Below are 14,345 nucleotides of genomic sequence, written 5' to 3'. Positions count from 1 at the left end.
TGCGGCCAGGGCGTCCGAAGAAAAGCGATAGCCCCTATCAACGACGGATCGCCCGTGAGCGTTTTCGCCGTAGAGCAGGAATAGAGCCGATAATTGGTCACCTGAAACAGGATCATCGCTTGTCCCGAAACTACCTGAAAGGGGTTCTCGGCGACGCGATCAACCTGTTCATGGCTGCCGCGGCATTCAATTTCAGGAAGTGGATTCGGAAGTTCGAACACTTTTTTGCCCTTTTTACGCTTTGGCTGTTTTTCGGCACCACAACCCGTCAGCCTTCTATGATGATCCTGTAACGAAAATATCGGATTTTTCAGGCTCGACTATTTAGTGACTTATTCCTGATAGCCTGCAAGAAAAAACAAGAAGTTTTGAACCGCCCGCTACGCTCAAGGCGCAGGGGACGCCAAGGAAACATTTTGGAAAGCAGGGAAAGAGCTGCTTTCCAAAAGGATGTCTCACCCCTATCGGGGTGATGTCACTTCGCCGTCAGGCGTGAAGCCTTTTGCCTGCCGCATCTTTCTAGCGGAAGGCAAAAATTCTTCTTGGCGTCCTCCGCGCCTCGAGCGAAGCGGGCGGTTCATATTTTTCTGCTTGGGTTGCAGGTAAAGCCCGCTTTAGTCCTACGTGAGAGTTTGAACTTTTTGCAGCGACGCAGCAATTGAGGATTTTTCAACGGACTGTCAGGCCAAGAAACTACATGACCATGCCATGTACCGGATGCCCCGACCATGCTTTGATCGGATTTGTGCAGATGAGGGCAATTATTGGAGCAAAAAAAGAACATGACCGACATTATCAGAGTGGAAAGCCAAGGTCAGATACGTGATGTCGTCAATCTTTCCCGTGAGATTTGGACGGAACACTACGTTTCCATCGTCGGACAGGAACAGATCGAATACATGCTGGACAAGTTTCAGAGCGCGGAAGCTGTTGCAAATCAGCTTGTCGACGGATACGAGTACTACACCGTCTCCCATGATGGCGAGATTCAAGGCTACATGGCCATTGTCCCGGAAGCGGACACAAGCACGGTCCTGCTCAGCAAGATACGTCCGAAAATCCGCGCGTGGCCATGGATTCGGACGTGCGATGCTGGAGTTTACGGAGGCTGTCTGCAGAGATCGCCGAATCAAAATTCTCTGGTTGACCGTCAACAAGAACAACAGTCATTCGCTGGCGTGGTACATCCGAATGGAGTTCAAGATCGTCGGATCACAGTCCAAGATATAGGCGGTGGATTCGTGATGGACGATTATCGGATTGAGAAGGCGATAGATCAACCATCTTCTGGTCATCATGCATCATGGCATACTTGAGGAAGGGATATATCTAATCTAAGAAGAGCTAAAATATGAATTTAGAAAAATTTTCAAAAATATCAGAATCACTTCGTCAATACAGACGAGCTGAGCTTCGAGATTTTGAAGCTGAAATAGGCGAGAAGCCTGTTGATCAAATATATGTAGATGCCTTGCCTGGTGACGCTGTTTTGCAGGCCGTTCTTTCAAGCAACACAACCTTTTTACTTGGTCGCAAAGGTACCGGTAAAAGTACAATTTTTGCCAAAGCTCAATCAGTATTGAGAGAACGAAAAGACGTCATATCAATTTATATCGATGTAAAGTCGATTTATGATGTTCTCGAAGCAGCCAACATCCCTGAAGAAGAGTTGGACAAAATTGGCATATCGAACGCAGCATATAGGTCCCACATGTTGCGTAAAATTATGCTTGGAAAAATAATTGCTGAACTTCTCAAGGAAGTCGGAGAAGCTTGTGATAAGTTAACACTTCTTGAACGATGGAGAGGGCTAAAAAAACAGTACGACGAATTAAAAAGTTCACTTACTGAAATTGGGGTTCGTGTAAAGAAGGCCAAGCTGGAAAAGCACGAAATACCGGTGCTTCAGAAAATTACTAATCAGTTGAGGATCAAGCAACAGCAGGAATCATCAAGCATTACGTCTGTTGGTGTAAAAGCTGGAGCAAAAATATCTCCGGGTCAAGTCGAATTAAATGCTGAGACATCAGGTTCCTTATCAGACTTTGATAAAACTCTAGATGACAGTGATATCTATAACGAATATTCAGATGTCGTACTAAAATCATTCCCATTTAGCGAAATTTTAGATGAAATCAAAACTTTAATTTCAGAATCGGGATTATTAAGATTGGTTGCATTTTTCGATGATTTTTCTGAAATAGGGTTGCTTGATCAAAGGCTTTTTGTTGATGTCGTACTGTCACCGTTAAACAATTCAAGCAATGAAACGATCAAGTTGAAAGTGGCAGGTTATCCAGGGCGCGTTTATTACGGAAAAATTGATCCCAGCAAGACGGATACCATCGGTCTAGACTTTTCAGAATTATATGAGGCTATTGAAGTTCAGGAAATGGAGCGGGCAGCTTCTGATTATGCACATAGGTTACTTTTAACACGATTTTCTGTATTTGGAGAATCATTAAATAGCTACTTTGACATTACATCTTCCGTCTCTATCCAAGATCACATGACAATGATGTTTAGAGCATCATTTAACGTTCCAAGAATAATGGGGCATATTCTTCATATTTGTTTTCTCGATAAAATTTCAAGGGGAGACAAAATTACAGTCGCATCAATTAGATTAGCCTCAAAAAAGTATTATGAAAATACAATATCTAAATATTTTGATAGGCTGAATCGCTATGCATTAGAGCCTTTCGAGAACAAGCTAGATCGACACAATCAGCAGCAACTTCTGAAATATATTATCGACGAAGCCAGGAGTGTAAGAAAAAGAATTATTGATAAGGAAGTTGGTGGAAAGTATTTCGAAGCACTTGGTGGAAATCCTCACACCAGTCATTTCATCGTACATCCTGATTTAGTGGAATTATTATCGTCTTTAGAATCAAACTTTTTCTTATCAAGATATAAATCAACGCGCGATAAAGAAGGTAAAGACGTTATCGTTTACGCTCTTTTTCTTGGATTGTGTGAAAGTGAAAGGATGAACTGGGGCTATCCTGAAGGTCGTGAATATAGAAACTATTTTGTACAACGCTGCTTTGAATATACAAGAGCAATCCATCTATACCTTTCACAAAATCAAACAATAAAATGCGGTCAATGTGGATTTTGCCATCCCATGGATAAAAAAGATAGTATCGAACTTTTTAAGTGGCGATGTCCAGAATGCATGGAGGGCACATGTACCATTTTCAACCTGTCAGACGACTTCAAAGAAGAAGTCAAAAAATTAAATAAAGACATCATGTTGGACCCAGTAGAGTTAGATATTGTCACGACTCTTAACGACGAGAAAAGAAGAATGAGAGCTGGGGAAATATCTGCACTTATTGATACAACGCATCAGATGGTAGGTAAAAGGACAAGTAAGCTGCAAGAAATGGGGCTTATTAAAAAAGAAAGAGATCCTGAAGATGGAAAAATGCGTAGCGAGATAACAGAAAGATGCGAAGAAACCTATTTCGAGTAAAAACGCATTGAACAACTGCATGCACTCAGACCGGTATTACGCTGCCGCTCCACACCGGCTGGTGGTGCTGGCGTTAGGACAACTAAGCAACGAAACCATGGGAGTAAATGAAAACTTGGCAAATTCAAATTGGTAGCTGGGGAACCATTTTGTGGTTGGCGTCATTCCAAATCTTGGATTATGCAAATACACATGGCTATGATGTCGTCAGTAAAACCTTCGTTGGATATACTCTGGGCTTTATTACGGCTTTTGTTGGCTATCTCTTTTGGGAGGTGATTCACGGCCGATGGAAATCCATTCTTGGTGATGGCGGAGCATAGGGACAGGTTCTTTTTGCTTGATTACGAAGACTCACAGCAGACCATATACCAGTAATGACAATCCATTCTCGGAAGCACAATTCAAGACATTAAAATATCATCCCACCTTCCCTGGTAGCTTCGGTTCCCAGGAGGACGCTCTCGCCTTTGGAAGAGTCTTTTTTCCATGGTACAACGAGTTTTGGGGGTCAAGTCTTGTATTTTGATTTTTCGTGAGGTGAGCTGAATACATGGCCAGACCACTTCGGATTGAATTTCCTGGCGCCCTCTATCATGTGACTGCTCGGGGGAATGCTCGATCAGAGATCTATCTGGGGGACGGCGACCGGTTGTTGTTTCTTTCCATTCTTGCCGATCTGGTAGAGCGGTACAACTGGATTTGTCATGGGTATTGCCTCATGGGCAACCACTATCACCTCCTGATCGAGACACCGGATGGAAATCTCTCGGAAGGCATGCGGCAGTTGAATGGGATCTACACGCAGAAATTCAACCGGACTCACGGAAGGGTAGGGCATGTTTTTTGTCAAGGGCGGTTCAAATCCATTGTGGTAGACAAGGATTCCCATCTATTGGAGTTGTGCCGCTATGTCGTCCTTAATCCGGTTCGGGCCGGTATGGCGCGGCATCCCAAGGATTACCCCTGGTCCAGTTATTGCGCCACTGCCGGGTTGAAGAAGAAGCTGGGCTTGCTCACCTCAGACTGGATACTTTCCCAATTCGGGAATGATCGGCAGAAGGCGCAACAGGAGTACCGAAAATTCGTTCTTGCGGGGATAAGCGAGGAGTCACCCTGGAAGAAGCTTGTTGGGCAATGTCTTCTGGGGGCGGAATCTTTTCTGGAAAAGCTGTCTCCATTTCTGCGGGAGAAAGCCGTATTCACTGAAATCCCTCGGGTCCAACGCTTTGCGCTGCGACCTTCCCTGGAGGTGCTTCTCCCGGAACGGCAATCAAAGCCGAGCCGGAACAAGGCCATCGCAGCAGCTCACATTGACCACGGTTACTCCCAGCAGTCCATCGCCGCGCATCTCGGCCTTCATTACGCTACTGTCAGCAGAATCATCAAAAAAGAACGAAATACATCAAAAAACAAGACCTGACCCCAAAATCGTTGTCAACAAGCAGAACGGGCAGTGGATTTCCACCGTTTCAAATCGGGCTGGTGCTGTAGCTACAACGATAACTCAGACCGACTATGACGAGACCGGTCTTATTGTTCATCCACAGTATATCGAACTTTCCACGACGAAGCAGGGTCATCTGCGGGGCCTATATCAGACATGTTGCCCCCGCCCGATGAGTAATCTTCTGGTCGGAGCGGAACGCCCGATTGTCGTAGGGGATATGGAGTTCCGCTGTACTAGCGAAGAACTGTTCTTCGGACTGGTTGAGGTGATTTATGCACTCAGAAATTCGCTACTGCACGGAGAGCTACAGCCTGACGAAAAAACGTTTCGCACATACGAACCCGCTTATCGGATCGTCATGCGCTTCCTTGAGTCAATCAGATAAACGAACACAATAAGAAATTGAGAAGTTGCACCTACGAGGCTACGCCACATGTGGGGTGGAGCTATTACCGATGAGGCCGCGGCGGGGTGGTTGCTGATGTAAGCTTCTGGTTGCTTGTCTAGCTGGTCATCTTGACGAGAGTGAGAGCATGGAAATGTTTACTAAATGTTGACAAAAGTTGACTTGGCACTTAATTGGTTCGCATATGAATAAGCGTCTCAATATCGAACTCGTCAAGAAGGCTATGGATTCCCTGGGATTCAACAACAGCCAGGTTTCCGAAAGGCTCATGGTTTCCAGGACCATCGTGGGGGAGTGGTTGGCCGGGAAGAAGTTTCCCCGGCCTGACAAACTCGTGCGGCTTGGGATGTTGCTCAGGCTGCCGCATTCAGACCTTGTTGTGGACGATGTACCGTTGGAGGCGGCGTTCAATTTTCGCAAGAAGGCACACAGGGCCTTGACCGATGCGCATTTTGCGGGTGCCCTGAAAAAGGCGATGCTCCTTGATTCGATTTCCGACTACCTTCCGGATGCGGCGCTGGAGGTTCCGCCGGTCCTCAAGCGTCCGTTAATGGATTATGCGTACATCCAAAAGGCTGTGGCCATGGTCAGGGGCCTAGCCGACAAGTCCCTGACAGACGTGATCAACTATTCCGACCTTGTTAACATCATCCATGCGTACGATGTTGTTCCCGTGCCGGTTTTCTGGGGCGTGACGTCCAGCAAGGATAATGACGCCCACGCGCTGTATATCGAATCACCGCGAAGCAAGAGAGAATGGATGTACATCAACATGGACTCCTATCTTCTGGATTTCAAGTTTTGGGTCGCTCACGAAATCGGGCACATTATTACAAAGTGCACCTGTGATGTAGATCTTTCCGAGGAATTTGCAGAGCTTTTCGCCCAATCTTTTTTGTTTCCCGAGGAAATTGCTGCAAAAGCTTATAAAGACCTTGTCGGTCTCGATGCAAATCAGCTTGTCGCAGAAATGATCGCCCTGGCCGATCCTCTTTTCATATCACCATATACTATATATAAATCCGTCAATTCATATGCGACTGAAAATGGATATGATCAATTGGAGAAGTTGAATAGTTCCTATATTGTCATCAAAAAATATGTCGAAAAGAAATCGACATTAATCGAAAAGCTCAGAAGTGATTCAGCGCATTCCTTAGCGGGAGAAGACGACTATCTGCCTCCTGAAGTATATGTGTATTTGGCCGAGACATATTTCAAAACCCCGATTTTCGATTCCCTGAGGAAGTTCCTCGGCGAAACATCGAGGGGGGATGGATTCCTGCAATCTCTTTTCGACATTCAGACCGTCGAAGCAAAAGAACTGCATTATTATCTGACCCATTAGATACCAACATGGCGCAATCCAAGATCCTTGTTGATACCAATATATATTTGCGTTTCGCACAATCCATTCACCCCCTTCTTTTCCGCCCTTTTTGTCCTGACGAATTCACACTTTACATCACACATCGTTTTCAGAAGGAGTATGATAGGCAGCCTCGGCTACGGGAAAAGTTTTGTTGGGTGAACAAGGACATGTATTCGGAAAACAGATCTCAGCGGATCAACATCTCGCGTGCTCAGCAAAAGGAAGCTGTCCTGGCAAATGGCTATATTTCCGACTATAATTTGGCCCAGTCATTAGGTGTCCAAGAAGTAGATATCGACATTCTTGCTCATGCCCTCGCCCTGGACGTGCCCGTTGTCACGGATGATAGGGATATGACTCAGCTCGCCAATGTATTCAGCATTGGCGTCTGGAACAGCCTGGAGCTCATGAAGACGATGCTGGATTGCAATCATTTATCGCAAAAAGACCTTGATGCTGTGGTTGGCTACATGGAGTACATGGAAGATCTGCCGTGGCGGAGATATATTCAAGATTATGCTCGGATGTTTCCGCAATCAAAATACAATGTATAGTTCGTCGAGTCGTGTCCAGATTTCGTCGCAATGAACAAGTACGAAATCGGGGTCAGGTCTTGTATTTTGATTTCTTGCGGTAAGCCATGAATACATGGCCAGACTACTTTGGATTGAGTTTCCCGGCGCCCTCTACCATGTGACTGCTCGATCAGAGATCTTTCTGAGGGACGGCGACCGGTTGTTGTTTCTCTCCATTCTTGCCGATCTGGTAAGGGAGCATAGGGACAGGTTCTTTTTACTTGACTGGCGATAATATTCACGTTTAACTTCCGTTTTACCAACACTTCTTCATCCAAGGGAGGCAATCATGGGACGCATCGCCAGGTTTGTCCGAAACGACAGCTCAACCATCTACCATATCATGTCCAGGACAGCTCTGGACGGCTTTCCTTTGCAGGACATTGAGAAAGATCACCTTATGGCCATTGTTGCCAGGTTGAGCAATTTCTATTTCGTTGACTTGCTGGGGTTCTGCTTGATGGGCAATCACTTTCATTTGGTGGTTCGGATGCACACGGAAGAGGCGGCCACTGATGAAGAGATTGGGAAGCGATACAGGAAGCAGTTCGGCGACGATGCCGTGATCATGCCGCATCAGGTGCAGGAATATCGTCGGCGACTGGTCAACCTGGGTGCATTCGTGAAGGACATCAAGCAGGGGTTTACGCGGTATTTCAACAAGCGTCGGAACAGAAAAGGATTCTTCTGGGGTGACCGCTTCAAGAGCGTCATCGTTCAGGAGGGAACCAGCCTGGTCAACCTGTTGGCGTACGTAGACCTCAATCCGGTTCGGGCCGGAATAGTGGACAAGCCCGAAAACTACCGCTGGTCCGGCCTGGGTTATCTGGTGCAGACCGGGAATAGGCATGGGTTACTGGATATGAACCTGGGCATGCACGAATGGAACGAGTTCAATCCCAACGAGATCATCCGCAAGTACCGGCAGTTCGTCTACGAAACCGGTGCCATGGACACGGGCAAGGGCAAGCAGATGAAGAAAGAAGTGGTGGAAAAGGAGCGCAAAAAGAGGTACCGCCTCAACCGCGTCGATGTTTTCCGCCACCGCTGCCGGTACTTCACGGACTCCGGCATCATCGGCTCAAAAGAGTTCGTGACCGAGGTGTTCGACGGGGTGAAACACCTGCTGGATTCCAAGGATCAACGAAGATTTACGCCGGTTGGGGGTGTGGAGGGGGTGTATTCGATGAAGAGATTGCCCGGTGCTGTTGGTGGGTAGGTTTGCCAGCAGTCCGGCCCTGTTATATCTTCTCCAGAACAACAGCGGCCTTCCATGCCTGGTATATAATCAAAACCTCAGCCTTTGTGATTTTCCTGGGCGTCAAGGACCTGTTGGTTTAGGCTTCGGAGACCCACGCCACATCGAAAGAATGGGAAGCATTCAAGGAGGTCGATTTATGGCGACAATGACTGTCACAGTACAGGAATTGGACAAGCAGATACATACGCTGCTTGCAGAGGTGCAAAGAGGCGCGGAAATCGTTATTTCCAGTTCAGGCAAGCCATTGGCTCGGCTTTTGTCATTTGATAATGAGAAAAAAAGCATACGTTTCGGTGTGTTGCGCGGCAAAGTCAAGGTTTCGGAAGATTTTGACGCCCCCTTGCCGGATGATGTTCTTGCGGAGTTCGAGGGGCGTGAATGCGAATCTTGATCGATACGCAAATATTCATTGGTCGGTGCTGGATAGTGATCTACTTTTGTTCAAAGGCGCGGCGGATTATGCTCGATGCCGACAAGATTTATGTTTCCGCAGCATCGATTTGGGAAATTGCAATCAAGACGAAAATTGGCAAACTGCAAGGTGATCCTCATGATTTTGAAATTGCAATTCCAGAAAGCGGTTTCCAGGAACTCGACATAACAACTCGCCATGCTGCTTGTGTTCACGACCTACCACTTCTCCATCGTGACCCATTTGACCGCCTTCTTCTAGCCCAATCTATAAGTGAACCAATGCGGTTTTTGACAGCAGACGGTTTTCTTGCGAAATATTCCGAGATGGTAATGACTGTTCCTAAAGGCTGTAAATGATCAGTGTAAGAAGGGAATATGTCTTCTGAGGGCGGAATCTTTTCTGGAAAAGCTGTCTCCATTTCTGCGGAAGAAAGCCGTATTCACTGAAGTCCCTCGGGTCCAAACGCCTTGCGCTGCGACCTTCCCTGGAGAAGCTTTTCCCGGAACGGCAAACAAAGCCGAGCCGGAACAAGGCCATCGCAGCAGCCCACATTGATTACGGTTATTCCCAGCAGTCGATCGCCGCGCATCTTGGCCTTCATTGCGCTACTGTCAGCAGAATCATCACAAAAGAACGAAATACATCAAAAAGCAAGACCTGACCCCAAATGTGACCCCAAATGTGCACTGCCTGGAAGACGCATGTTGTTTATTCGGGCAGTGGTCATATTATGAAGTCAGTGAAGGCTGATCCGTCGATCCTGTTTCGCCGCGGCGACGGCTGTTCCATCACTCCAGTCCAACCATGGAGGAAAGCGAAATGACGACCCGAACCCTGGACCTGATCATCATCGGCGGCGGCCCCAGTGGCCTGACGGCTGGCATCTATGCCCAACGCGCGGCCCTGCAAACCGTTCTCGTGGAAAAAGGCTTGCCCGGCGGTCAACTGAACAATACGGACATCGTGGAAAACTGGCCGGGTACCGAGTCCATCTCCGGGGCGGATCTGGCCGCGGCCATGACCAATCACGCCAAGGCCTGCGGCCTGGAAATCCTGGCCCGGGAAGTGGTGGAGGTCGAACCGGGACTGGACGAACATATCGTGCGCCTGGACAACGGCGACGAGCTGTACGCTCCGGCAGTGATCCTGGCCTGCGGCGGGCAACCCCGCCGGCTGGGGATACCCGGCGAACTTGAAAACTACGGCAAGGGCGTTTCCTACTGCGCCGTGTGCGACGGCTTCTTTTTTCGGAACAAGCGCGTGGTGGTGATCGGCGGCGGGGACACCGCGCTGGAGGATGCCCTGTTTCTGTCCAAGATCGCATCCAGCGTCCACCTCGTGCATCGCCGGGACGCCTTTCGCGGCGGCATGATCCTGCAAAAACGCGTTCTGGCCGAACCGAAAATCCAGGTGGTCTGGGACAGCGTGGTCACGGACCTGCACGCCGACGGCTCCGGCGTCCATGCGGTGGGCATCCGCAATGTTAAAACCGGCGCGGAGCAAGTCCTGCCTACGGATGGCGTGTTTATCTTCATCGGCTATGAGTCCGACAACCGCCTCGTGCCAGCCGGGATGAAAATGAACGCTAAAGGATTCGTCATCACTGATGAAAGATGCGAAACGAACATCAGCGGCATCTTCGTCGTCGGTGATCTGCGGGAAAAATTCATCAAACAGATCGTCACCGCCGCGGCCGAAGGGTGCATCGCGACCCAAGCCGTGGCGCATCTCGTGGAGGAAAAAAAGGGAAAAGCGGCTTCTTGCGAAGTGTGACGCCTCTTTTGCAGCCGCATTGTCATAATGCAATGCGCAACCTTTTCTAGCGGGACCGGCTTTCCGAAATCTGCCAGGACCAGCCGTTCAGGGCCACGAACATATGCCATCGGTCTGAGCATCTTCCGGGATGCAAGCTTCCAGAAAATCCGCAAGTTGCTGCTCATGCTGTTGTACAAGGTTCACCCGAACCCAATCCTTTTTGCTGAAATCCCCCATGAGACCCTTGGCAAGATGGGTTTTGCCCATCTGTCTCGGGCTGGTGATCAGGACCATTTTCTTTGCGAGATCTTCTCTGATTGACGATTGAAGATGACGTTTCATGTTGACTATTTTGAAGCAGATTTAAAAATAGTCAGGACTTTTTTGAAATGTGCTTCAAAATAGTCGGGTCGGCGGAAAGATTTTCTGTTACAATAATTTGCTCGTGCCCAGTCTGATTGGGTGAGTAAATGGTATATCGGGCTCAGTCTTGCCAAGTCGGATCATGGGTATTATATCGAATTTCGATTACGAATTGCGATGTCGGAGGGAATTCATGAAAGATGATCTGATGCAGGAGCACCATGACCTGCTCTCCGGCCTGGTCCGGCTGCATGTGCTGCACCATGCCGCGCTCCAGGAGATTTACGGCCAATGGATGATCGAGGAGCTGGCCGAACATGGGTACCGGCTGAGTCCGGGCACCCTCTATCCGATGCTTCATGCCATGGAACGCAAGGGCTACCTGGTTTCGCGCAAGGAACGGGACGGGCGGGTGTGGCGGAAGTATTACCAAATCACGGAGAAAGGCCTGGAGGGACTGGCCGTGGCCCAGCGCCATCTTGGGGAATTGATCAAGGAAACAATGAAGCGGAATCCACAGGGGGATTCGTTATGATGCCGGAATCGAACAAAGCGCAGAGGGTATGGGAGGTCTTCAAGGCTTTTCTCGGTTTGGGTCTGACGTCTTTCGGCGGTCCCATCGCCCATCTCGGATATTTCCGCACCGAGTTCGTGGCGCGTCGCAAATGGCTTGATGAAAAGAGTTATGCCGACTTGGTGGCCATGTGTCAGTTTCTGCCCGGCCCGGCCAGCAGCCAAGTGGGATTCGCCCTGGGGCTGATGCGGGGCGGGCCTTTGGGTGCTGCCGCGGCCTGGACCGCCTTCACCCTGCCGTCGGCCCTCATCCTGATCCTTTTCGCATACGGCGCATCGTTCATGGAAGGACCGGCGGGCGCAGGCGTCATTCATGGCTTGAAGGTTGTCGCGGTGGCGATTGTCGCCCATGCGGTGTGGGGCATGGCCAAGAATCTCTGTCCGGACCGGGAGCGGGCCACCATCGCACTGGGCGCGGTCCTGATCGTCCTCTTGGCCGGGGGCGCGCTGGGACAGATTTCCGCGATCATTGTCGGAGCCCTGGCTGGATTATGGATTTGCAGTGGACAGAGCGACTACTGCGTCAGCCGTGCTCACTTTCCGGTTTCTCGCCTGGCCGGATTCATTGCCGCGGGGATCTTCGCAATCCTGCTCTTCGGATTGCCCCTCCTAGCCATTGCCACGTCCTCCCAAGGCTTGGCGCTCTTTGAATCATTTTTCCGGGCCGGAGCCCTGGTGTTCGGTGGCGGCCATGTGGTCCTGCCGCTTCTGGAAGCAGGACTTGTTCAGCCGGGGTGGGTCACTCCGGACGAGTTTCTTGCAGGATACGGCGCGGCACAAGCCGTTCCCGGACCATTGTTCACCTTTGCGGCCTATCTTGGAGTGGTGGTGGAGCCGTCTCCGAACGGAATACTTGGCGCCATCATCGCCCTGATCGGGATTTTCGCTCCGGGTTTTCTGCTGCTGGTGGCCGTACTGCCGTTCTGGAACACCTTTTGTCGATCTGAAGGGGCACAGGCTCTGATGCGCGGAGCCAACGCCGCGGTGGTCGGCATTCTCGGAGCGGCTTTGTATCAACCAGTCTGGACGAGCGCCATTCTTGGTTCCTATGAATTTGCACTGGCCTTGACCTGTTTCGTGCTCCTCGAAAAATGGAAGACGCCGTCCTGGGCCGTGGTGATTCTTGCCGGAGTAGGTGGGTTGATCATCAGCCTCTACGGGTTGGCGTGACAAAACAGATCGGGAAACAGCAAAGATGAATGCGGGAGATGAATGTGAAGCCATTGTTTGAATTCTTGGACGTGAAGTACCTCGACGTGCTGGATCTGCCCGATCTGCGCATCGACGAGGGACGGATCACGGCCCTGGTGGGAGCCAGCGGCAGCGGCAAGACCACGGTGCTGCGCATGCTGAACAAGATGATCTCACCCACCAGCGGCCGGATTCTGTTCCAGGGGCGGGATCTTGCCCAGGAAGATTCCGTGACCCATCGCCGGAACGTGGTCATGCTGTCCCAGACTCCAGCGCTTTTCGGGCTGACCGTGCGGGACAACCTTCTGGCCGGGCTGCGCTTTCAGGACCGGGAAGAGCCGGACGAGCAGTCGCTCACGCAAATTCTGGAACAGGTCCGGCTGGCCAAGCCCCTGCAGGAAGCGGCGGATAAACTCTCCGGCGGAGAACGACAGAGGCTGGCTTTGGGCCGGGTGCTGCTTATGAAGCCGCGGGTCTATCTCCTGGATGAACCATCGTCGGCTTTGGACGAGGAGACCGCGCAGCTGATCTTCGAGATGCTTACGAGTCATGCCCGGGCCGACGGCAGCACCATTGTCATGGTCACCCATTCCAAGGCCGCGGCGCGGAACCATGCGGACGTGATCATCGAAATGTCCGGCGGTACATGCCTGAACAAGGGGTGCAGTTTATGAACGACATTATTGATCTGACCTTCCTGCAGGTCGCCCTGGCGTACGTCTTCGTACTGATCGTGCTGGCCATCGTCCGCATCAGAGGCATCCGGCGGGAAAAAGAAATCGTGATCTCCTCAATACGAATGACCTTACAGCTCGTCCTGGTCGGGTACGTCCTGGTCTACGTCTTCGACAATCCCAGCCCGTACATCACCGGCGCGATCATTATCGTCATGGCGGCCTTCGCGATCCACACGATCTTCCGGAAGTTCCGGACCAGGCTGACCGGTCCGCTGCGCCGGGTGATCGCCTTTTCCATGTGTTTCGGAACGCTTACCTGCATCGCCTATTTCCTGCTGGTGGTGGTGCGCATCACGCCATGGTATGATCCGCAATACTTCATACCCATTGCCGGGATGATCATCGGCAATTCCATGACGGGAATTTCCCTGGGCGTAAAATCCCTGCTGGACGGCATGACCACGCAGAAGCATCTGGTGGAGGAGGCCCTGATCCTCGGCGCAACGCCCAAGGCGGCCACCCGGGATATCGTCAACAGCACCTTTGATTCGGCCATCATGCCGACCATCAATTCCATGGTCGGCATGGGCATCGTTTTTCTGCCGGGCATGATGACCGGGCAGATACTTTCCGGGACCGACCCCACCACGGCCATCGCCTATCAGATCGCCATCATGCTGGGCATCCTCGGGGCGGTGGCCCTTTCGATCATCACCATGCTCCAGCTGGGCTATCGGACGTTTTTCAACAAGGAAGATCAACTGCGTTGACAGTCCGTTGAAAAACTCCCAATTGCTCCTTGCACTTGGGGTTTTTGAACGAACTG

General features: G+C 50.4%; 15 protein-coding genes and 1 pseudogene. All 16 read left to right on the top strand.

The window, feature by feature from the left end:
• Positions 1-293, top strand: a 293-nt coding sequence (locus tag BLP93_RS14210) for a transposase (RefSeq protein ID WP_244148768.1), incomplete at its 5' end; no start/stop codon positions are given.
• 489 nt (positions 294-782) lie between these two features.
• The gene (locus BLP93_RS17475; protein WP_244148767.1) at positions 783-1,316 is read left to right on the top strand and encodes a hypothetical protein; all 534 of its coding nucleotides are present in this window, start codon (positions 783-785) and stop codon (positions 1,314-1,316) included.
• A 35-nt stretch (positions 1,317-1,351) separates the two neighbouring features.
• Positions 1,352-3,481, top strand: a complete 2,130-nt coding sequence (locus BLP93_RS14200) for a winged helix DNA-binding protein (protein WP_092123153.1) — start codon at positions 1,352-1,354, stop codon at positions 3,479-3,481.
• Positions 3,482-3,588: 107 nt separating this feature from the next.
• Positions 3,589-3,804 carry a hypothetical protein gene (locus BLP93_RS14195; RefSeq protein WP_092123151.1) on the top strand — a complete coding sequence of 72 codons (216 nt, stop codon included), beginning with the start codon at positions 3,589-3,591 and terminating at the stop codon, positions 3,802-3,804.
• Positions 3,805-3,824: 20 nt separating this feature from the next.
• Positions 3,825-3,980, top strand: a pseudogene (locus BLP93_RS14190) (IS3 family transposase); the annotation flags it as partial.
• 54 nt (positions 3,981-4,034) lie between these two features.
• Positions 4,035-4,904 carry a transposase gene (locus tag BLP93_RS14185; RefSeq protein ID WP_092123147.1) on the top strand — a complete coding sequence of 290 codons (870 nt, stop codon included), beginning with the start codon at positions 4,035-4,037 and terminating at the stop codon, positions 4,902-4,904.
• A 656-nt stretch (positions 4,905-5,560) separates the two neighbouring features.
• Complete coding sequence (locus BLP93_RS14180) at positions 5,561-6,685, top strand: glycoside hydrolase family 71/99 protein (protein WP_139163017.1); 1,125 nt, start codon at positions 5,561-5,563, stop codon at positions 6,683-6,685.
• 8 nt (positions 6,686-6,693) lie between these two features.
• Entirely contained in the window at positions 6,694-7,263 is a 570-nt protein-coding gene (locus tag BLP93_RS14175) for a hypothetical protein (protein ID WP_092123143.1), read from the top strand.
• Positions 7,264-7,573: 310 nt separating this feature from the next.
• Positions 7,574-8,503 carry a transposase gene (locus BLP93_RS14170; protein ID WP_092123141.1) on the top strand — a complete coding sequence of 310 codons (930 nt, stop codon included), beginning with the start codon at positions 7,574-7,576 and terminating at the stop codon, positions 8,501-8,503.
• A gap of 178 nt (positions 8,504-8,681) precedes the next feature.
• Complete coding sequence (locus BLP93_RS14165) at positions 8,682-8,936, top strand: type II toxin-antitoxin system Phd/YefM family antitoxin (RefSeq protein WP_208596659.1); 255 nt, start codon at positions 8,682-8,684, stop codon at positions 8,934-8,936.
• The gene (locus tag BLP93_RS14160) at positions 8,924-9,316 is read left to right on the top strand and encodes a type II toxin-antitoxin system VapC family toxin (protein WP_092123139.1); all 393 of its coding nucleotides are present in this window, start codon (positions 8,924-8,926) and stop codon (positions 9,314-9,316) included. Before BLP93_RS14165 ends, BLP93_RS14160 begins: the two co-directional genes overlap by 13 nt.
• A 463-nt stretch (positions 9,317-9,779) precedes the next feature.
• Positions 9,780-10,733: a thioredoxin-disulfide reductase gene (trxB, locus tag BLP93_RS14155; protein WP_244148766.1), complete on the top strand. Its 954-nt coding sequence runs from the start codon at positions 9,780-9,782 to the stop codon at positions 10,731-10,733.
• A gap of 538 nt (positions 10,734-11,271) precedes the next feature.
• Entirely contained in the window at positions 11,272-11,613 is a 342-nt protein-coding gene (locus tag BLP93_RS14145; RefSeq protein ID WP_244148765.1) for a PadR family transcriptional regulator, read from the top strand.
• Entirely contained in the window at positions 11,610-12,821 is a 1,212-nt protein-coding gene (chrA, locus tag BLP93_RS14140; RefSeq protein ID WP_092123133.1) for a chromate efflux transporter, read from the top strand. Before BLP93_RS14145 ends, chrA begins: the two co-directional genes overlap by 4 nt.
• Before the next feature lie 44 nt (positions 12,822-12,865).
• Complete coding sequence (locus BLP93_RS14135) at positions 12,866-13,516, top strand: ABC transporter ATP-binding protein (protein ID WP_208596658.1); 651 nt, start codon at positions 12,866-12,868, stop codon at positions 13,514-13,516.
• Positions 13,513-14,289 carry an ABC transporter permease gene (locus tag BLP93_RS14130; protein WP_092123131.1) on the top strand — a complete coding sequence of 259 codons (777 nt, stop codon included), beginning with the start codon at positions 13,513-13,515 and terminating at the stop codon, positions 14,287-14,289. Before BLP93_RS14135 ends, BLP93_RS14130 begins: the two co-directional genes overlap by 4 nt.
• Positions 14,290-14,345 lie beyond the last annotated feature (56 nt).

This window comes from Desulfonatronum thiosulfatophilum (assembly GCF_900104215.1).
GTDB classification, from domain to species: domain Bacteria; phylum Desulfobacterota; class Desulfovibrionia; order Desulfovibrionales; family Desulfonatronaceae; genus Desulfonatronum; species Desulfonatronum thiosulfatophilum.
This window is presented reverse-complemented; position numbering and strand designations above follow the sequence as displayed.

What these genes read in the sequence shown, in the direction of transcription:
- BLP93_RS17475 (WP_244148767.1), top strand. Translation starts at nt 783, where the DNA reads ATGACCGACATTATCAGAGTGGAAAGCCAAGGTCAGATACGTGATGTC.
- BLP93_RS14200 (WP_092123153.1), top strand. Translation starts at nt 1,352, where the DNA reads ATGAATTTAGAAAAATTTTCAAAAATATCAGAATCACTTCGTCAATAC.
- BLP93_RS14195 (WP_092123151.1), top strand. Translation starts at nt 3,589, where the DNA reads ATGAAAACTTGGCAAATTCAAATTGGTAGCTGGGGAACCATTTTGTGG.
- BLP93_RS14185 (WP_092123147.1), top strand. Translation starts at nt 4,035, where the DNA reads ATGGCCAGACCACTTCGGATTGAATTTCCTGGCGCCCTCTATCATGTG.
- BLP93_RS14180 (WP_139163017.1), top strand. Translation starts at nt 5,561, where the DNA reads ATGGATTCCCTGGGATTCAACAACAGCCAGGTTTCCGAAAGGCTCATG.
- BLP93_RS14175 (WP_092123143.1), top strand. Translation starts at nt 6,694, where the DNA reads ATGGCGCAATCCAAGATCCTTGTTGATACCAATATATATTTGCGTTTC.
- BLP93_RS14170 (WP_092123141.1), top strand. Translation starts at nt 7,574, where the DNA reads ATGGGACGCATCGCCAGGTTTGTCCGAAACGACAGCTCAACCATCTAC.
- BLP93_RS14165 (WP_208596659.1), top strand. Translation starts at nt 8,682, where the DNA reads ATGGCGACAATGACTGTCACAGTACAGGAATTGGACAAGCAGATACAT.
- BLP93_RS14160 (WP_092123139.1), top strand. Translation starts at nt 8,924, where the DNA reads ATGCGAATCTTGATCGATACGCAAATATTCATTGGTCGGTGCTGGATA.
- trxB (WP_244148766.1), top strand. Translation starts at nt 9,780, where the DNA reads ATGACGACCCGAACCCTGGACCTGATCATCATCGGCGGCGGCCCCAGT.
- BLP93_RS14145 (WP_244148765.1), top strand. Translation starts at nt 11,272, where the DNA reads ATGAAAGATGATCTGATGCAGGAGCACCATGACCTGCTCTCCGGCCTG.
- chrA (WP_092123133.1), top strand. Translation starts at nt 11,610, where the DNA reads ATGATGCCGGAATCGAACAAAGCGCAGAGGGTATGGGAGGTCTTCAAG.
- BLP93_RS14130 (WP_092123131.1), top strand. Translation starts at nt 13,513, where the DNA reads ATGAACGACATTATTGATCTGACCTTCCTGCAGGTCGCCCTGGCGTAC.